The 18776-nt window shown below is 45.9% G+C and carries 17 protein-coding genes; 15 read left to right on the top strand and 2 right to left on the bottom strand.

The window, feature by feature from the left end:
• Positions 1 to 38: 38 nt before the first annotated feature.
• Genes purC through purD form a run of 9 tightly spaced genes read left to right on the top strand, consistent with a single transcriptional unit; the run spans position 39 to position 9754 of the window.
• Complete coding sequence (gene purC, locus BLV00_RS12730) at positions 39 to 761, top strand: phosphoribosylaminoimidazolesuccinocarboxamide synthase (protein WP_093045367.1); 723 nt, start codon at positions 39 to 41, stop codon at positions 759 to 761.
• A complete protein-coding gene (gene purS / locus BLV00_RS12725) occupies positions 749 to 997 on the top strand; it encodes a phosphoribosylformylglycinamidine synthase subunit PurS (protein WP_093045366.1) in 249 nt (82 codons plus the stop codon). The genes purC and purS overlap by 13 nt, the downstream gene beginning before the upstream one ends.
• Complete coding sequence (purQ, locus tag BLV00_RS12720) at positions 994 to 1677, top strand: phosphoribosylformylglycinamidine synthase subunit PurQ (RefSeq protein ID WP_093045365.1); 684 nt, start codon at positions 994 to 996, stop codon at positions 1675 to 1677. The genes purS and purQ overlap by 4 nt, the downstream gene beginning before the upstream one ends.
• Positions 1661 to 3886 (top strand): phosphoribosylformylglycinamidine synthase subunit PurL, encoded by a 2226-nt coding sequence (gene purL, locus BLV00_RS12715; protein WP_093045364.1) that lies wholly within the window; start codon positions 1661 to 1663, stop codon positions 3884 to 3886. The genes purQ and purL overlap by 17 nt, the downstream gene beginning before the upstream one ends.
• Positions 3862 to 5274, top strand: coding sequence for an amidophosphoribosyltransferase (gene purF / locus BLV00_RS12710; protein WP_093045363.1), 1413 nt, complete (start codon positions 3862 to 3864; stop codon positions 5272 to 5274). The genes purL and purF overlap by 25 nt, the downstream gene beginning before the upstream one ends.
• A gap of 42 nt (positions 5275 to 5316) precedes the next feature.
• A complete protein-coding gene (purM, locus tag BLV00_RS12705; protein ID WP_093045362.1) occupies positions 5317 to 6339 on the top strand; it encodes a phosphoribosylformylglycinamidine cyclo-ligase in 1023 nt (340 codons plus the stop codon).
• On the top strand, positions 6336 to 6914 hold the full coding sequence (gene purN / locus BLV00_RS12700) for a phosphoribosylglycinamide formyltransferase (protein ID WP_093045361.1): 579 nt from the start codon (positions 6336 to 6338) through the stop codon (positions 6912 to 6914). The genes purM and purN overlap by 4 nt, the downstream gene beginning before the upstream one ends.
• Positions 6911 to 8449 carry a bifunctional phosphoribosylaminoimidazolecarboxamide formyltransferase/IMP cyclohydrolase gene (gene purH / locus BLV00_RS12695; RefSeq protein ID WP_093045360.1) on the top strand — a complete coding sequence of 513 codons (1539 nt, stop codon included), beginning with the start codon at positions 6911 to 6913 and terminating at the stop codon, positions 8447 to 8449. Before purN ends, purH begins: the two co-directional genes overlap by 4 nt.
• Positions 8450 to 8470: 21 nt before the next feature.
• Positions 8471 to 9754 carry a phosphoribosylamine--glycine ligase gene (gene purD, locus BLV00_RS12690; RefSeq protein WP_093045359.1) on the top strand — a complete coding sequence of 428 codons (1284 nt, stop codon included), beginning with the start codon at positions 8471 to 8473 and terminating at the stop codon, positions 9752 to 9754.
• On the opposite strand, the gene BLV00_RS22670 is transcribed toward purD, so the two are convergent.
• Positions 9722 to 9817, bottom strand: coding sequence for an EYxxD motif small membrane protein (locus tag BLV00_RS22670; protein ID WP_342722701.1), 96 nt, complete (start codon positions 9815 to 9817; stop codon positions 9722 to 9724). The genes purD and BLV00_RS22670 overlap by 33 nt on opposite strands.
• Before the next feature lie 74 nt (positions 9818 to 9891).
• A complete protein-coding gene (locus tag BLV00_RS12685) occupies positions 9892 to 10152 on the bottom strand; it encodes a YgaP family membrane protein (protein ID WP_093045358.1) in 261 nt (86 codons plus the stop codon).
• 113 nt (positions 10153 to 10265) lie between these two features.
• Between BLV00_RS12685 and BLV00_RS12680 the strand changes: the two genes are divergently transcribed.
• The 6 genes from BLV00_RS12680 (at position 10266) to ligA (ending at position 18773) form a co-directional block, all read left to right on the top strand.
• Positions 10266 to 12008, top strand: a complete 1743-nt coding sequence (locus tag BLV00_RS12680) for an adenine deaminase C-terminal domain-containing protein (protein ID WP_093045357.1) — start codon at positions 10266 to 10268, stop codon at positions 12006 to 12008.
• 41 nt (positions 12009 to 12049) lie between these two features.
• A complete protein-coding gene (locus tag BLV00_RS12675; protein WP_093045356.1) occupies positions 12050 to 13117 on the top strand; it encodes a DUF3048 domain-containing protein in 1068 nt (355 codons plus the stop codon).
• Positions 13118 to 13142: 25 nt separating this feature from the next.
• Complete coding sequence (locus BLV00_RS12670; RefSeq protein ID WP_093045355.1) at positions 13143 to 13445, top strand: YerC/YecD family TrpR-related protein; 303 nt, start codon at positions 13143 to 13145, stop codon at positions 13443 to 13445.
• A 375-nt stretch (positions 13446 to 13820) separates the two neighbouring features.
• A complete protein-coding gene (gene pcrB, locus BLV00_RS12665; RefSeq protein ID WP_093045354.1) occupies positions 13821 to 14504 on the top strand; it encodes a heptaprenylglyceryl phosphate synthase in 684 nt (227 codons plus the stop codon).
• A gap of 21 nt (positions 14505 to 14525) precedes the next feature.
• Complete coding sequence (gene pcrA / locus BLV00_RS12660; protein WP_093045353.1) at positions 14526 to 16754, top strand: DNA helicase PcrA; 2229 nt, start codon at positions 14526 to 14528, stop codon at positions 16752 to 16754.
• 15 nt (positions 16755 to 16769) lie between these two features.
• Entirely contained in the window at positions 16770 to 18773 is a 2004-nt protein-coding gene (gene ligA, locus BLV00_RS12655) for an NAD-dependent DNA ligase LigA (RefSeq protein ID WP_093045352.1), read from the top strand.
• Positions 18774 to 18776 lie beyond the last annotated feature (3 nt).

Here is an 18776-nt window from a genome sequence, read left to right as displayed (position 1 = left end):
TTTCTCCCTTTACTTTTACTAAACGAGGTGTTCTGAAGATGAAAGGCTCCCTATTATATGAAGGTAAAGCGAAAAAAGTTTATTATGTCGACGGTAAACCCGAGCAATTAATACTCTCTTACAAAAATGATGCTACGGCTTTCAATGGCAAGAAAAAAGACCAATTTGCCGGTAAAGGTCGGTTGAATAATTTAATTACTGCCCGTATTTTCGAACATTTACACCAGCAGCATATTCCCTCGCATTTTTTGAAAGCGCTGAATGATAATGAACAGATTGTTCAAAAAACAACAATCATTCCGTTGGAAGTAGTGGTCCGGAACATTGCCGCCGGCAGCTTGACAAGACGGCTGGCTATCCCGGAAAAAACAGCGCTTAACCCTCCCATCATCGAACTTTTTTATAAAAATGACGAACTCGATGATCCGCTCATCAATGATGATCATGCGAAACGTTTAGCAGACGTAACGGAACATGATCTTGACCATATTAAAATTCTCGCACTTAAAATCAATGAAATATTGAAACGGCTATTCAGGCAGGCTGATTTGGAAGTGGTAGATTTCAAGCTGGAATTCGGCCGTCTGGCAGATGGAACTATTGTATTAGCTGATGAGATTTCACCAGATACATGCCGGCTCTGGGATGTCACAACCGGAGAAAAAATGGACAAAGATGTCTTCCGCGAAGATATCGGCGATCTGATTGAAACCTATGAAACTATTTTACAACGACTGGAGGAGAACAAATGCGTAAAGTAAAAGTTTATATCACATTAAAGGAAGGCGTCTTAGACCCACAAGGTAAAGCAGTGAAAAACTCTTTGAATACATTGGATTATGCGAATGTCAATGAGGTAAGGGTTGGAAAGTACATGGAAGTCATGATGGAAGACGCTGAGAATCTGGAAGCTCAGGTAGAGGAGATGTGTGAAAAACTGCTTGCTAACCCGGTTATTGAAGACTACTCCTATCAGATAGAGGAGGTCATCGCGTGAAATTCGCTGTCGTTGTATTTCCAGGATCCAATTGTGATCGGGATATGTACCATGCCGTCAAAGATAGCTTGAACGAAGAAGTGGACTTAGTTTGGTACCAGGATGCAGATTTATCTGAATATGACGTGATTTTACTTCCAGGCGGCTTTTCTTATGGCGACTATCTTCGTTCCGGGGCGATTGCTTCCACGTCGAATATTGTCCAGCAGATTAAAGAAGCAGCAGCTCAGAAAAAGCCGGTCTTAGGTGTTTGTAATGGGTTCCAGGTTTTATTGGAATCCGGCCTTTTACCAGGTGCGATGCTTCCTAATCGGGATCTTAAGTTTATGTGCCACCACGAAGAATTGCGTGTCGAAAATGCGGAAACGATGTTCTCTTCTGAATATCAAAAAGGCGGACTAATCCATCTTCCGATAGCTCACGGAGAAGGGAATTACTATTGTGATGATGCAACTTATCAACAGTTGAAGGATAATGAACAGATTGTCTTCACTTACACAAATAACCCTAATGGTTCAACAGGAGATATCGCTGGTATTGTCAATGAAACCGGTAATGTGCTCGGTATGATGCCACACCCGGAACGCGCGGTTGAGAGCCTGCTCGGAAATGCAGACGGTCTGCGCTTATTTCAGTCCATTTTGATGTATTGGAGGAATAATCATGTCATCCATGCTTGAAATAAGTCCAAAAGAAATAGAACAGAAACGGTTATACGCAGAAATGGGACTCAGCGACCAGGAATACAAGCAGGTTGTCGAATTGTTAGGAAGACGCCCGAATCATACTGAAATCGGCTTGTTTTCCGTCATGTGGTCCGAGCACTGCAGTTATAAAAACTCAAAGCCGCTTTTGAAAAAGTTCCCGACAGAAGGTCCTCACGTATTGCAGGGACCAGGTGAAGGCGCGGGAGTCATTGATATCGGTGATAATCAGGCTGTCGTATTCAAAGTCGAAAGCCATAACCATCCTTCTGCGGTCGAACCATACCAGGGAGCAGCGACAGGGGTCGGCGGGATTATCCGTGACGTTTTCTCTATGGGTGCCCGGCCGATTGCTTTGTTGAACTCCCTTCGTTTCGGCTCCCTTAAGCATCCACGGATCAAATATCTGTTTGAAGAAGTAGTACGCGGGATTGCCGGTTATGGCAACTGTGTCGGTGTGCCGACGGTGGGAGGAGAAGTCCAATTCGATGATTCCTATGAAGGCAACCCGCTTGTCAATGCGATGTGTGTCGGTTTGATCAACCATGACGATATTCAGAAGGGGATTGCCGCTGGCGTCGGCAACACGGTGATGTACGTAGGAGCGAAAACCGGCCGTGATGGGATCCATGGTGCTACTTTTGCCTCGGAAGAACTGTCAGAAGAAGCAGAAAGCAGGCGTCCTTCCGTACAGGTCGGCGATCCGTTCATGGAGAAGTTGTTGATTGAAGCGTGCCTGGAGGTCATTCATCATGATGCACTTGTCGGTATTCAGGACATGGGAGCAGCTGGTCTGACTTCTTCAGCAAGTGAGATGGCTAGTAAAGCCGGAACAGGAATGGAAATGAACTTAGACCATATCCCCCAGCGGGAAAAGAATATGACGCCTTATGAAATGATGCTGTCAGAATCCCAAGAGCGGATGCTGCTGGTTATTGAAAAAGGACGCGAGCGGGAAATCAGTGAGATCTTCAAAAAGTATGACCTGGAAGCTGTAGCGGTCGGGGAAGTCATCGAAGAACGCCGCTTCCGTCTGCTTCATCATGGTGAGGTAGTCGCTGATGTACCAGTAGATGCCCTGGCGGAAGATGCACCGGTCTATCACCAGCCTTCCAGCGTTCCAGAATACTATAAAGAATTTCAAGCGATGGAAACTTATCAGCCTATTATAGAAGATTATGAGGAAACACTGCTTCAGCTATTGCAGCAGCCCACAATCGCCAGTAAAGAATGGGTCTACGATCAGTATGATTCCATGGTGCAGACCAATACGGTCGTCACAGCAGGCTCTGACGCGGCGGTTCTCAGAGTCAGGGATACTAAAAAAGCCCTGGCCATGACTACGGATTGTAATTCCCGTTATATCTACCTTGATCCGGAAACAGGCGGGAAAATCGCTGTAGCAGAAGCAGCACGTAATATCGTCTGTTCAGGTGCTCGTCCATTAGGTTTGACGGATGGTTTGAATTTCGGTTCGCCAGAAAATCCGGAAATCTTCTGGCAAATGGAAAAAAGCGTAGATGGTATGAGTGAAGCATGTAAGGTGCTTGATGCACCTGTAATCAGTGGAAATGTGTCTTTATACAATGAATCCTATGGAAAAGCGATTTATCCGACACCGATTGTTGGAATGGTCGGTTTGGTTGAAGATACTTCCCATATTACGAGAGCCGATTTTCGACAAGCTGGTGACTTGATTTATGTGATTGGAAAAGCAGAACCGGAATTTGGCGGCAGCGAATTGCAAGGGATGTTTGAAGGTCGTCATTTTGGTAAAGCGCCCCGTATTGATTTAGAAGTGGAAAAAGAGCGTCAAACCAGTTTGTTAGCTGCGATTCAAACAGGCCTTGTTCAATCGGCACATGATATTTCAGAAGGCGGATTCGCGGTTGCTTTGGCAGAGAGTCTGTTCGGGAAGGAGTTCGGTTGTGATGTCAGTTTGACAGGAAATGCAGCAGCGGAGCTTTTTTCGGAAACACAATCGCGTTTTCTTGTTTCTGTACGTCCGGAAGATCATGAGAAATGGGAGCAATTGATGACAGAGGCAGTCTTCGTCGGTACCGTCAATAATGATGGTCATTATCGTGTAAGTCTGGATGGTGAAACTATCCTTCATACACCGACGAAAAAATTGAAGGACGCCTGGAAAGGAGCAATTCCATGCTTGGTGAAATCAAAGGCCTGAATGAAGAATGCGGCATCTTTGGAGTGTGGGGGCATGAAGAAGCGGCACAAATTACGTACTATGGTCTTCACGCATTACAGCATCGCGGGCAAGAAGGAGCCGGAATTGTCGTCAGCAATGGAGAAGAATTGAAGCTGGCCAAAGGGTTAGGCCTTGTAAATGACGTGTTCCGACAGGATTTGCTTGGGGATATGGAAGGACATGCAGCGCTCGGTCATGTTCGGTATGCAACTCAGGGCGGTGGCGGATATGAAAACGTCCAGCCATTGTTATTCCGATCACAAAAAAGCAGCATGGCACTCGCGCACAATGGCAACCTCGTCAATGCCCAGGCACTTAAATATCAGCTGGAAGCACAAGGAAGCATTTTGCAAACGACCTCCGATACAGAAGTGATTGCCCACTTGATCAAACGGAGCGGCCACTTGGACATGGAAGAAGCATTGGTCCAGGCACTGACGATGATCAAAGGAGCTTACGCATTTTCAGTCATGACAGAAAAACAGCTGTTTGTAGCTCAGGATCCACGCGGGCTGCGTCCCTTGTCGATCGGACGCCTCGGCACCGGTTATGTGGTGGCTTCAGAAACCTGTGCGTTTGATGTCGTGGGAGCTCAATATGAGCGTGACGTGCAGCCAGGAGAACTATTGATCATCGATGAAAACGGGATAGAGTCGAAGCGTTTTTCTGCCCCTATTCAACGGACACTCTGCTCGATGGAACATGTTTATTTTTCTCGTCCGGACAGTGATTTGGATGGCATCAATGTCCATGCTTCCCGGAAGCGGATGGGAAAGGCGCTGGCTCAAGAAGCCCCTGTTGAAGCGGATGTAGTGACAGGCGTCCCTGATTCCAGTATTTCTGCAGCCATCGGCTATGCCGAGGAGGCTGGCATCCCGTATGAACTTGGGATGATAAAAAACCGGTATGTAGGCCGAACCTTCATCCAGCCATCGCAGGAGCTCCGGGAACAAGGAGTGAAAATGAAACTATCCCCGGTACGAGGTATCGTCAATGGTAAACGCGTTGTAATGGTCGATGATTCGATCGTTCGCGGAACTACCAGCAGACGGATCGTTAAGATGCTTAAGGAGGCTGGGGCGACTGAGGTTCATGTCCGCATCGCTTCGCCACCGATCAAAAACCCTTGTTATTACGGTATTGATACGTCGACATCCGGAGAGTTGATAGCCGCCAATCATAGCCTGGAAGAAATGCAGGACATCATCGGTGCGGATAGTTTGGCATTTTTATCAGTCGAAGGGTTGGAAGATGCCATCTATGAAGGTAGCCAATCCATGGAGCACGGCGCTTGTGCGGCCTGCTTTACAGGCAACTATCCAACAGAAATCTACCCGAATACCGTGCCTCCCTATGTGAAAGCTTAGAAATTACTGTTAAGAAGAAACAATATGAAAAGAGGGGTTAACATGAGCGATCGTTATAAACAAGCAGGTGTCGATGTGGAAGCAGGCTATCAATCTGTGGAACAGATGAAAAAACACGTGACGCGGACACTGCGTCCGGAAGTGGTCGGCAGTCTAGGCGCTTTTGCAGGTATATTCGATATCAGTAAATTCGACTATGAGCATCCGGTACTGGTCACCGGCACGGATGGGGTCGGGACCAAGCTGAAGCTGGCATTCGAAATGGGTAAACATGATACCATCGGTCAGGACGCTGTGGCGATGTGTGTCAATGATATCGTCGCTCAAGGAGCAGATCCATTATTTTTCTTAGATTATATCGCATGTGGAAAAAATAGCCCCGATCAGATCGAACAGATTGTCAAAGGTATCGCGGATGGTTGTGAACAATCCGGATGTGCTTTAATTGGCGGGGAAACAGCGGAAATGCCTGGAATGTATGACCCGCAGGAGTATGACCTGGCCGGGTTTGTTGTTGGGATTGCAGAGAAGAGTGAATTGATTACCGGCGAAGATGTCAGAGCAGGAGATGCAATTATCGGGCTGTCCTCATCAGGGGTTCATTCCAACGGTTTTTCATTAGTAAGAAAAATTATTGCAGAGTATAACCTGGATCTTCAAAAAGCTATTCCGGAATTATCGGGATCATTAGGAGAAGTACTTCTGACACCGACAAGACTTTATGCCAGGCAAGTGAAGACAATGAAACAGCATGCAGAAATTAAAGGTATCGCTCATATTACCGGCGGCGGTTTCTATGAGAATATTCCTCGTGCACTACCGGATGGTTTTGGTGTGGAAATCGATCGTGCTGCATGGAAGCAGCCTGAGGTATTCCCTTTCCTGCAGGAGAAGGGAAATCTTTCTGATGATGAAATGTATGGGGTGTTCAATATGGGCATCGGAATGATCGTTATCGTCTCAGAAGCAGTCCGGGAAGAAGTGATGGAACGATTGGAAGAAAGCGGAGAAACCGCCCATCACATCGGAATGGTAACAGCCCAGGAAGGGGTTCAGTGGACATGATAAAGGCCGCTATTTTCGCCTCAGGTACAGGGAGTAATTTTGATTCCATTGTCCGGGCTGCCGAGCAGGGGGAAATTTCCTGTGATGTCCGTTTACTTGTCTGTGACCGCAGTAATGCGCGGGTGATTGAGAAAGCAAAGAAGAAAAACATCGACACGTTCGTATTCTCACCGAAGGAATTTGGTGGAAAGGATGCGTATGAGCAGCAAATTCTATTAGAATGTAGGAAACGGGGAATTGAGTGGATATTTCTTGCTGGATATATGCGGTTGATCGGGCCTGTTTTATTAGCTCCATATCAAAACCGGATCATCAATATCCATCCATCACTTTTGCCTGCTTTTCCAGGTAAAGATGCCATCGGTCAGGCTTTTGAAAAGCAAGTGAAGGTGACAGGGGTGACCATCCATTATATTGACAACGGGATGGATACCGGTCCGATTATAGAACAGGAAGCAGTCCGGATTACAGCCGAAGATACAAGAGAAAGCCTGCAGAAAAAAATCCAGGCAATTGAACATTCCCTGTATCCTAAAGTCATTCAAACATTATTAGTCGAGGAGGAAATACATTGAGTGAAAAAAAGCGCGCATTGTTAAGTGTTTCAGATAAAACCGGATTACCTGGTTTTGCGAAACAATTAGTGGATAACGGATACGAGCTGGTGTCTACTGGCGGGACGAAAAGAGTGATCGAGGAAGCAGGGTTGCCTGTATTATCAGTCAGTGATGTAACCAACTTCCCGGAAATCATGGGCGGGCGCGTCAAAACCCTTCATCCAGCTGTGCACAGTGCGTTGCTGGCGAAACGGGATAACGAAGTCCATATGGATCAGCTGCGTAAATTGGAACTCGACACAATCGATGTGGTAGTCGTAAACTTATACCCTTTCCAACAAACAATTGCCAAGCCTGATGTGACAGAAGCTGATGCCATTGAAAATATTGATATCGGCGGTCCTACTATGCTGCGTGCTGCGGCTAAAAACTTCCACGATGTGGTTGTGGTCGTTGATCCAGCGGATTATGAGGCAGTAGCGGATGCGTTGCAAAATGACGGACTTAGTGTCGATATGCGCAAGCGTCTCGCAGGCAAAGTCTACCGTCATACTGCCAATTATGATGCGGCGATTGCAGCGTACTTTACAGAAAGGACAGAAGATGACTATCCAGAGACATACACGGCAACTTTTGAAAAAGTCCAGTCTCTTCGTTACGGTGAAAATCCCCATCAGACAGCAGCATTTTATAAGCAGGCAAATGCAGAAGGTGCCACACTGTCCAATGCTAAGCAGTTGAATGGAAAAGAACTTTCCTATAATAACATCCAGGATGCCAATGCTGCGCTTGAAATCGTTCAGGAATTCAAGAAACCGGCAGCAGTTGCAGTCAAGCATATGAACCCTTGTGGGGTCGGTACCGGAACTAAGCTTTTTGAGGCTTATCAAAAAGCTTATGAAGGGGACCCGATTTCCATATTTGGGGGTATTGTCGCAGTTAATCAGGAAGTCGATTTGCTCACTGCAGAAAAGATGAAAGAGATCTTCCTGGAAATTATCATTGCACCGAAATTCAGCCAGGAGGCATTAGATATACTGACCACAAAGAAAAACTTGCGCTTATTGGAAGTTGAATGGACGAAAAACAGCAAAAATGCACATAAGCTTACTTCGGTTAGTGGAGGGCTGCTAGTCCAGGATACGGATGAAGGAAACTTAGATTCCGTTGACTTACAGGTGGCAACAGATCGCGAACCTACGGAACAGGAAATGGAAGACTTGAAACTGAGCTGGCAAGTTGTCAAGCATGTGAAGTCAAACGCAATCGTAGTTGCCAAGGCAGACCAGACGTTAGGCATTGGTGCCGGGCAGATGAATCGTGTCGGCGCTGCGAAAATAGCCTTAGAGCAGGCGGCTGCTAAAGCGAAGGGAGCTGTGATGGCATCTGATGCGTTCTTCCCGATGCCTGATACGGTGGAAGCGGCAGCTGAAGCTGGAATCAAAGCAATCATCCAGCCGGGCGGCTCGAAGCGCGACCAGGATTCCATTGATGCTTGCAACAAGCATGGTATAGCAATGGTATTTACGGGAATGCGTCATTTCAAACATTAATCCAGACGGGAGTGGAACGTTATGAACGTATTAGTTATCGGAAGTGGAGGGCGTGAGCATAGCATCATCCAAAAGGTTTATCAAAGTCCTCAGGTCAATCAGATTTTCGCAGCCCCTGGAAATGGAGGAATGGAAGCCTTGGCAGAACGGGTGGCTATCCATGAAACAGACAGGGAAGGATTGATTGCTTTCGCTCGGGAACATGAGGTAGACCTTACGATTGTAGGACCGGAAAACCCTTTGATGGCAGGAGTCGTTGACGAATTCCAAAAAGCCGGGCTCACCGTCTTTGGTCCTGATAAGCAGGCGGCGGAAATCGAAGGCAGTAAGCACTTCGCTAAGGCATTGATGGAAAAATATGATATTCCGACAGCTGGGTACCGTGTGTTTACAGATCCGGACGAAGCGAAAGCGTATATGGATGCCAAGGGCGTGCCAATCGTTATCAAAGCAGATGGTTTAGCAGCAGGAAAAGGTGTAGTCGTTGCAGAAACCGATGAAGAAGCCAAACAAGCGGTGGATAAAATGCTGATTGAAGAACAGTATGGAGAAGCGAGCAAGGAAATTGTCATCGAAGAATTTTTACAAGGGGAAGAGTTTTCCCTGATGGCATTCGTAAACGGAGAGCAGGTATTTGCAATGCTCCCTTCGCAAGATCATAAACGTGCTTTTGATGGCGATAAGGGTCCGAATACAGGAGGCATGGGGGCATATGCTCCTGTCCCGTTTTTATCTGACGGAGATATAGATACTGCGATCAACCGTATTCTGAAGCCGGCAGCGAAAGCATTAGCAGACGAAGGAAGGCCGTTTACCGGCATCCTGTACGCTGGCCTGATTCAGACAGCGGAAGGGCCTAAGGTCATTGAATTCAATGCCAGGTTCGGCGATCCCGAAATACAGGTTGTGCTGCCTTTGCTGAAAAATGACTTAGTTCAAGTAATGGTTGACGTATTGAAGGGGAAAGATCCACAACTTCAATGGAAACAAGGTTATTGCGGTGGAGTAGTTGTTGCCTCAGAAGGTTATCCTGAAGCTTATGAAAAAGGGAAACCGCTCCCGGATTTACCTATAGAAGAATCCGAAGTGACCATCGTCCATGCCGGGACAAAGCGGCAGGGAGACCGCTTTGTATCGGATGGAGGACGCGTGCTGCTGGCATATTCTTATGCGACGGAGCTCGAAGAAGCGATGCAGCATGTATATCAAAAACTACAGGCATTCGATGATTCAGCACACTTTTTCTATCGTACTGACATAGCCAAGCGTGCACTAAGACCGTCTTTTTTTCATAAAAGCATATAAAAGCGCAATAATACTCCCGATAATGACAGCCAGCACAAATGAAGTGTCCGTTAAATATTCCATGATGTCCATAATAGTATTCACTCCTTTTATAGGAAAGGGTTACTCCTTATGAGAGTAACCCTTTTTCTATGTTGTTAAGATGGATTGAAGGTCTGTTCCTGTTCTTTCTTGCCATCATTGGCTTTCATCCCTGTTTGGACAAGGGCTGTCACCGGGCAGTATCGCACGATACCTTCCGCAACCTTCATAGCACCAATCATAATCCACAGTATATTAGTATCAGAATACGGACGTTTCAATGCCCGGATCGTACAATAACTCATTAAAGTGAATCCTGCTGTAATACGCACCATGGCATTCAAGATACCAATATTCGGCTTTATTCGTTTAAACATAAAAAACACCCCTTTTCCTGTCATATTTTCGTCAAATAATACTTCAAAACGTTACTGCGTGAAAACTCTTCCTGTGTTAAGATAGAAAGAAACTCCAAATTGGGGGAAGGGTAATGAACGAAAATCGATTCCGTTGGCGCAATCGGCAGCTAAGAGAGCATGCCTCCATCATCGATGGAAAACAAGCGCCTACCAAAGTAATCAAACATGCTACGTATTTAAATGTATATATGAAACAATGGATGGAAGGCAACATATGGATTGATCTAGACAGGATTGTTTATGTTGGCAAGGAAATGCCTGGCAACATCCAGGGAACTGATATCATTGATGCGGAAGACCAATATATCGTACCTGGCTATATTGAGCCCCACTCTCATCCATTTCAGTTATATAATCCCCAAAGTCTAGGGCTTTATGCAGCTAAGACAGGGACCACGACTCTAATAAATGACAACTTGATGTGGCTTTTTTTATTAGATGAAAAGAAAGCGTTTTCTTTATTAGAAGAATTTGTAGAACTTCCTTGCTCCATGTTCTGGTGGGGGCGTTACGATTCACAATCAGTCCTTCAGGAAACGGATCAGGAGGAATTCTCAGAAAAAGTGATGCCCTGGCTGAATCATGATGCCGTCATCCAGGGAGGGGAGTTGACCTCCTGGCCGGAAGTGATGAAGGGTGATGATCAGACGTTATACTGGATGCAAGAAACCACCAGGCTTCGTAAGCCGGTGGAAGGCCATTTGCCGGGAGCTTCTGAAAAGACGTTGACGAAAATGCGCCTGCTCGGTGTAGACTCCGACCATGAAGCGATCACCGCAGATGAAGTATTAAAGCGGTTAGCGCTTGGTTACAATGTCGGGCTTCGTAATTCTTCGATTCGCCCAGATCTCTATGACATGTTAAAAGAGCTGGTCGATCGCGGTCACACACAGTTCGATCACTTTATGATGACTACTGATGGATCTACTCCAAGCTTTTATGAACAGGGGATCATGGATACCTGTGTTGAATTAGCAATCGAAGCAGGGGTGCCGGTAGTAGATGCCTATTTGATGGCATCCTATCATGCGGCCAGGCATTTCGGTATTGAACATCGCGTCGGGAGTATCGCTCCCGGTAGAACCGCTCATTTAAATTTTCTCCGTGCACCGGATGACCCGAACCCGCACTCAGTTCTTGCAAAGGGCGAATGGGTAAAGCGTAATGGTGAAGCAATCACAACAGATAAGAAGATTGATTTTCCTGCCTTCGGTGTGACTCCACTCCGATTGGACTGGGATTTGCAGGAGGAAGATTTGCAATTTTCCATGCCATTAGGAATTAAAATGACCAGTGCTGTCATTCTGCAGCCTTACGCGGTAAGTATTGATGCTTCGGCAGAAAAACTATCGGAAGAAAATGATGAATCATTCCTGATGCTTCTCGACCGCGACGGGGAATGGCGGGTAAATACGATTTTAAAAGGTTTTACCAATAAACTGGGTGCCTTGATAAGTTCATATTCCAATACCGGCGATATTGTCATGATTGGTAAAAGCAAGCATGATATGAGAATCGCCTTTGACAGGATGAAGGAAATGGGTGGCGGCATCGTCCTGACCCATGAGGGAGAAATCATCTTTGAAATGCCTCTTAAGCTGGGCGGTGTCATGTCCGATGAAAAAATGGAGCAGGTGATGGCAAAGGAAAAAGAGTTGCGGAAGCACATGGAAAGCTTCGGCTATCGTCATGAGGATCCTGTATACACATTGCTATTCTTATCCTCTGTTCATTTGCCTTATATACGCATTACCCCTGTTGGAATATTGGATATCAAGAAGAAAGAGGTACTCTTTCCTGCAATAATGCGTTAAAATGTTAATATAGAGAAATAATAAAATAAGGGTGGGAATCCGTGAAAAAGTATGTAATGGGTGTGTTGTTGCTCTTGTCTCTTCTGCTCGCCGCCTGTACAAATGCGAAAACCGAGGGCAAAGAACCAGCCGATGCTCCTGAAAAGGAGACACGGGACTCGGACAGCTATGAGAAGAAAGAACCCGAGGAGAATACATATAGCCATGTATTTCCTTTTACAGGGGAGCCGACCAACAAAACGGTGGATCATCGCGCTATCGCCGTAATGGTGAACAATCATTCGAAAGCAAGGCCGCAGACAGGGCTCAGCCAGGCCGATATTGTTTATGAGTTGCTGGCAGAGGGGGAAATCACTAGATTTTTAGCGGTTTTTCATAGTAACATACCCGCTAAAATCGGTCCTGTAAGAAGTGCGCGTCCTTATTATTTCAACCTGGCTAAAGCTCATGATGCTATCTACACCTATCATGGGGCTGCTAAATTCATTGACGACCAAATCAGGAATGATGGCCACGACTATTTGAACGGGGCAGCATATGATAATGACGGGAAGCTGTTTCAGCGGGATAATACCAGGAAAGCTCCGCACAATTCGTATATGCTGAAAGACGGACTATCTTCTGTTATGGAGCGGAAAGGCTACGCAGCAAGCCATCAAATTGAGCCATACTTCTATACGGATGAGGAGTCGGCGGAAACAAAGAACGGAAAAGTAGTTTCTGACTTGAAAATCGTCTACTCGAATCGGTTTGGTGTGACTGTAGCTTACGAGTATGATGAGGATAAAGGGAGTTACCTCCGCTACAATGATGGGAAACAGACAGTAGAGCGAGAGGGGCAAACTCCGATTGAACTCGATAATGTTCTGATTATAGAAACGAGTCATCGGGTAATTGATTCGGCTGGCCGCAGAGATATTGATTTAAACACTGGTGGAAAAGGGTATTTACTCCAAAAAGGAAAGCTTCATGAAGTGACATGGAAAAATGAAGCTGGCCGCATCATTCCTTATCAAGGAGATGAAAAAATAGGGCTGGTTCCAGGACAAACATGGGTCAATGTCATTCCGGCTGATCCTGGTCTCGAACGTTCCGTGTCGTACCGGTAAACGGAGAATAGGAGGATGAAGGTTAATGCAAATTGATAAATTGCGAGGGAAGACACTAGATCAACTGTTTGAAGCAATCCTCGCACTAGAAAATGTAGAAGAATGCTATCGCTTTTTTGATGACTTGGCTACGATGAATGAAGTCCAGTCATTGGCTCAGCGTCTTGAGGTGGCCCGGATGCTTCGCGAAGGATACACTTATCATAAAATAGAGACAGAAACAGGAGCTTCGACTGCAACAATCTCCCGGGTCAAGCGCAGCTTGAATTATGGGAACGATGCATACCAAATGGCGCTTGATCGCCTGGCCGTCCAAAAAAGTGAATAAACAAGAAAATCGCGCCCCTTATACGGAGCGCGATTTTTTTTAGTCTAGGAAATTTTTAAAAATGATGGTTGTGGCCAACATTATGCAGTGAGTCGCATCCAGCTCCGACGCATAGGACATGCTAGTGCCGATAACGCCACACTAGAACTAATTCTTTGAAAGTACTTCGCAGAAAAAGGAAGAATGCGATTCGCTCGTACTATGATATTGTCGATCGCAAATCTGTATTATTGCTCACCTACGTAGATTATTGCTCCCATACCCAGTTTTCGCTCCTCATATCCGTCTATGGAAGAAAGGGTGATGCTGGTTCCTTTCTGCCAGTGATTTTTGCTATAATGAAATAATGGATAATAGGTATTGGAGGATACAATCGTGTACAATGTGAACGAGTGGCAGCATGTATTCAAGCTCGATCCGAATAAAGAAATTTCAGATGATCATTTGGAACAAATATGCGAATCAGGCACAGACGCTGTCATCGTAGGTGGTACGGACAATGTCACGCTTGATGATGTCCTGAATTTAATGGCTAAAATAAGACGCTATTCTGTACCATGTGTGCTGGAGGTTTCCAATCTCGATGCCATAACACCAGGCTTCGACTTTTATTTTATTCCGATGGTGATGAATAGTCAGGATAAAAAATGGATGATGGATATCCAGCACCAGGCAGTAAAGGAGTACGGTGATATCATGAACTGGGACGAGATGCTGGTAGAAGGCTATTGTATTCTTAATGAAGATGCGAAAGCTTTTCAGTATACAAATAGCAGTCTCCCCTCAAGAGAAGATGTCATCGCCTACGCACGAATGGCAGAGCATATGTACCAACTGCCGATTTTTTATCTGGAATATAGCGGCGTCTACGGTGATACCGAGCTCGTCAAAGAGGTGAAAGACACGCTTGAAAAAACGTGCCTTTTTTATGGCGGCGGGATCACCACAGCTGGACAAGCAGAAGAAATGAAGCAGCACGCGGATGTCATCGTCATAGGAAACGTCATTTATGAGGATATAAAAGCTGCCCTGAAAACGGTCAAGGCGGCAAAAGGATAATAAATAAAGGATGGTGTCAACATGGCCCAGGCTATTAACGGGTTATTGAAAGGTCTTAACAAAGAACAGCGGAATGCTGTGACACATACAGAAGGACCACTACTGATCATGGCAGGTGCAGGAAGTGGGAAAACACGAGTACTTACACATCGGATTGCCTATCTGCTTCAAGAGAAGGAAGTCTCTCCGCGCAGCATTTTGGCAATTACGTTTACCAATAAAGCCGCGCGCGAAATGAAAGAAAGGGTAGAAAGTCTTGTCGGAGCGGAAGGCGATGCGATTTGGATGTCGACGTTCCACTCGATGTGTGTGAGAATTCTGCGTCGTGATATCGACCGGATCGGATTCGACCGCAATTTTTCCATTCTAGATTCAAGTGACCAGTTGTCGGTTATCAAACAGGTGTTGAAACAGCTCAACCTGGACCCGAAAAAATGGGACCCTCGTGCGATGCTCGGTGCGATTAGTGGTGCGAAAAACGAATTGATGTCTCCAGATGATTACTCCCAACAGGCTGGAAGTTTTTATGAAGAGCAAGTCGCTGAAGTGTACAAGCGCTATACGAAAACGTTGCGGAAAAATCAGTCGCTAGACTTCGATGACTTGATCATGCAGACGCTGAACTTATTTGACCGGGTACCGGAAGTGCTGGAATATTACCAGCGCCGTTTCCAGTATATTCATGTCGATGAGTATCAGGATACCAACCATGCACAGTACCAGCTGGTAAATCAATTGGCGAGCCGCTACCAGAATCTATGTGTCGTCGGGGATTCCGATCAGTCAATTTATCGCTGGCGAGGAGCGGACATTCAGAATATTCTGTCGTTTGAAAACGACTATCCGAACGCACGCGTCATCATGCTGGAGCAAAATTACCGCTCCACTAAATTGATTCTTGATGCCGCCAACAAGGTGATTGAGAATAACTCGGGCCGTAAACCGAAGCGCTTGTGGACCGCTAATGATGGCGGCGAGAAGATTTTTTACCATGAAGCAGCGACGGAAAGGGAAGAAAGTCTTTTCGTTACCAATAAAATTGAAGACATGGTCCATGACCGCAAATGCCAGTATAAAGACATTGCGATTCTTTACCGGACGAACGCCCAGTCCCGTACGATTGAGGAAACATTCGTAAAAGCTGGGATCCCTTATCAAATGATTGGCGGAACAAAGTTCTACGATCGTAAAGAAATCAAGGATATGCTTGCTTACTTACGTTTGATCGCTAATCCGAATGATGATTTAAGTTTTACTCGTGTCGTTAACGAGCCGAAGCGTGGGGTTGGTAAAACGAGTATTGAAAAACTGCAGGCCTATGCAGCTGATCATGATATTTCTCTTTATGAGGCAGCGGCAGAAGTGGACTTTGTCGGTGTCAGCGCCCGGGCGGCAAAGGCGATCATGGATTTCCGTACCATGATCAGGAATTGGACCCAGCAGCAGGAATTTTTATCTGCGACAGACATGGTTCAGGAAGTCATCGATAAGACAGGCTATGAAGAAATGCTGAAAAACGAAAAAAGCATTGAAGCGCAAAGCCGTCTGGAAAATATCGAAGAATTCAAATCAGTCACGAAGAACTTCGAGGAAAACAGCGAAGATAAAACGTTGATTGCCTTTTTGACCGACCTTGCTTTAATTGCCGATATCGATCAAATGGATGAAGATCCAATGGGTGATAATAAAGTTGTCCTTATGACGCTCCATTCCGCTAAAGGACTGGAGTTCCCGATTGTCTTTTTGATTGGGATGGAGGAGAATGTCTTCCCGCACAGCCGTTCCATCATGGATGATGATGAAATGGAGGAAGAGCGTCGTCTTGCTTATGTCGGTATCACCCGGGCGGAAAAGCAGCTGTACATGAGTCATGCAAAAATGCGCACGTTATATGGAAGGACGAATATGAACCCGGTCAGCCGGTTTATCAATGAAATTCCAGCAGATATGATCGAAGGTAAAGCAGAAAAAGAAAGCTTGCCATTTTTCAATAACCAAATACGCTCTACCGGATTTGAGGCCCCTGCTCAGCCGAAACGGGCTGCTCAAAAGATCAAGAAAAAGCCAGCGTCTGGCGGCGAAAAAATCACCTGGCAGGCCGGCGACAAAGCTCAACATAAAAAATGGGGCGAGGGAACGGTCGTCAAGGTGCAGGGAGAAGGAGAAGCGATGGAGCTTGATATCGCGTTCCCGGCACCAGTCGGTGTCAAACGCCTGCTGGCCAAATTCGCACCAATCACAAAAGGATAAGGTGAGGTGGCTCCTGTGAATGAAACGGAAGCAAAACAAAAACTGGAAACACTGCGTGAACAACTGAATCAGTACAATTATGAATATCATGTTCAGGATAATCCAAGTGTTTCTGATTACCAATATGATATGAAAATGCGGGAATTGATCGAACTTGAAGAGCAATTCCCAGAATTGATAACACCTGATTCTCCTTCTCAACGTGTCGGCGGGCCCCCGCTGGATGCATTTGAAAAGGTCCAGCACAATGTTCCGATGCTCAGCCTCGGAAATGCTTTCAATGAAGAGGAACTCCGGGATTTTGACCGTCGTGCCCAGGGTGGTGTCGAGGAAGAGGTCCAATATGTATGTGAGCTGAAAATTGATGGGCTTGCTGTGTCTTTGACATATGAAGATGGCTTGTTCGTCCGCGGGGCCACTCGTGGAGACGGGACAACTGGAGAAGATATTACGAAAAACCTGCGTACCATTCGCAATATTCCACTGCGACTGGAGGAGAACTATACGTTGGAAGTTCGTGGGGAAGCTTATATGCCGAAAAGGTCCTTTATAGCACTTAACGAAGAAAAAGAAGCAAATGGGGACGAGCCGTTTGCCAACCCTCGTAATGCAGCAGCAGGATCTTTGCGCCAGCTCGATCCTAAAATCGCTTCCAAACGGAATCTCGATATCTTCTTATATGGTGTCGGGGAGTGGGAGGACAGCACGCTTGAGTCTCATAGTGAGCGCCTCGAAAAATTAAAAGAACTAGGTCTGAAAACCAATCCAGAATGGAAAAAGTGCCGTAATATTGATGAAGTGATCGATTATGTCAATGGATGGGTGGAACGCCGTATGGACCTCGATTATGAGATCGACGGCATCGTCATCAAGGTAGACCGCCTCGATCAGCAGGAAGAACTAGGCTTTACCGCTAAAAGCCCCCGTTGGGCAACGGCCTATAAGTTTCCGGCAGAAGAAGCGATCACTCATCTGAAAGATATTGAATTAAGCGTAGGAAGAACAGGAGCAGTTACACCAACTGCCATCCTTGAACCTGTAAAGGTGGCTGGAACAACGGTACAGCGTGCTTCCCTTCATAATGAAGATTTGATCAAAGAAAAAGATATCCGTATTGGTGATACGGTAGTCATCAAAAAAGCTGGAGACATCATCCCTGAGGTAGTACGGGTCGTGATGGATGAACGTACGGGGGAAGAGGAGCCTTACCGGATGCCGGACCACTGTCCGGAATGTGGAAGTGAGCTGGTTCGTTTAGAAGAGGAAGTAGCACTTCGCTGTATCAATCCGAACTGCCCCGCTCAATTACGTGAAGGTCTGATCCATTTTGTATCAAGAAATGCGATGAATATCGATGGTCTTGGAGAAAAAGTAATTGCCCAGCTATTTAAAGAAAGTCTCGTATCGACAATCGCCGATCTCTATAAACTGGATCGCGAGGAACTCCTGAAGCTGGAACGGATGGGAGAAAAGTCGGTAGATAATCTTCTAAATGCGATTGATGCTTCCAAAGAGAACTCGTTAGAGCGGCTTTTATTCGGTCTCGGAATCCGCTATGTCGGCTCAAAAGCTGCTAAAACTTTGGCAGAAGCGTTCGGGACGATGGAAAACCTGCAGGAAGCGAGCTATGAAGACCTGACGGCAGTCAATGAAATCGGAGATAAGATGGCCGATTCCATTTATCGTTATTTTGATGAACCAAAAGTACAGGATTTGCTTACGGAATTAAAACGCCTCGGTCTTAATATGGAATATAAAGGACGTAAAAAGAACGACCAGCCCACTGATTCATTATTTTTAGATAAAACGATTGTGCTGACCGGAAAAATGGAAGATTATACCCGTTCGGAAGCAAAAAAATTAGTGGAAGACCTTGGAGGTAAAATCACAGGTAGTGTCAGCAAAAAAACAGATATATTAATTGCAGGGGAAGATGCTGGCTCGAAGTATGATAAAGCGAAAGATCTTGGAGTTGAGATCTGGGATGAAGAGAAGTTCAAACAAGCATTGGATGCTTAGGGA

Origin of the sequence: Thalassobacillus cyri (assembly GCF_900107755.1) — a bacterium.
GTDB lineage: Bacteria > Bacillota > Bacilli > Bacillales > Halobacillaceae > Thalassobacillus > Thalassobacillus cyri.
The sequence above is the reverse complement of the archived record's forward strand: the minus strand, read 5'-3'. Positions and strand labels throughout refer to the sequence as shown.

Excerpts from the sequence above, each read along its gene's own strand:
- purC (WP_093045367.1), top strand. The coding sequence starts at position 39 with ATGAAAGGCTCCCTATTATATGAAGGTAAAGCGAAAAAAGTTTATTAT.
- purS (WP_093045366.1), top strand. The coding sequence starts at position 749 with ATGCGTAAAGTAAAAGTTTATATCACATTAAAGGAAGGCGTCTTAGAC.
- purL (WP_093045364.1), top strand. The coding sequence starts at position 1,661 with ATGTCATCCATGCTTGAAATAAGTCCAAAAGAAATAGAACAGAAACGG.
- purF (WP_093045363.1), top strand. The coding sequence starts at position 3,862 with ATGCTTGGTGAAATCAAAGGCCTGAATGAAGAATGCGGCATCTTTGGA.
- purM (WP_093045362.1), top strand. The coding sequence starts at position 5,317 with ATGAGCGATCGTTATAAACAAGCAGGTGTCGATGTGGAAGCAGGCTAT.
- purN (WP_093045361.1), top strand. The coding sequence starts at position 6,336 with ATGATAAAGGCCGCTATTTTCGCCTCAGGTACAGGGAGTAATTTTGAT.
- purD (WP_093045359.1), top strand. The coding sequence starts at position 8,471 with ATGAACGTATTAGTTATCGGAAGTGGAGGGCGTGAGCATAGCATCATC.
- BLV00_RS22670 (WP_342722701.1), bottom strand. The coding sequence starts at position 9,817 with ATGGAATATTTAACGGACACTTCATTTGTGCTGGCTGTCATTATCGGG.
- BLV00_RS12685 (WP_093045358.1), bottom strand. The coding sequence starts at position 10,152 with ATGTTTAAACGAATAAAGCCGAATATTGGTATCTTGAATGCCATGGTG.
- BLV00_RS12680 (WP_093045357.1), top strand. The coding sequence starts at position 10,266 with ATGAACGAAAATCGATTCCGTTGGCGCAATCGGCAGCTAAGAGAGCAT.
- BLV00_RS12670 (WP_093045355.1), top strand. The coding sequence starts at position 13,143 with ATGCAAATTGATAAATTGCGAGGGAAGACACTAGATCAACTGTTTGAA.
- pcrA (WP_093045353.1), top strand. The coding sequence starts at position 14,526 with ATGGCCCAGGCTATTAACGGGTTATTGAAAGGTCTTAACAAAGAACAG.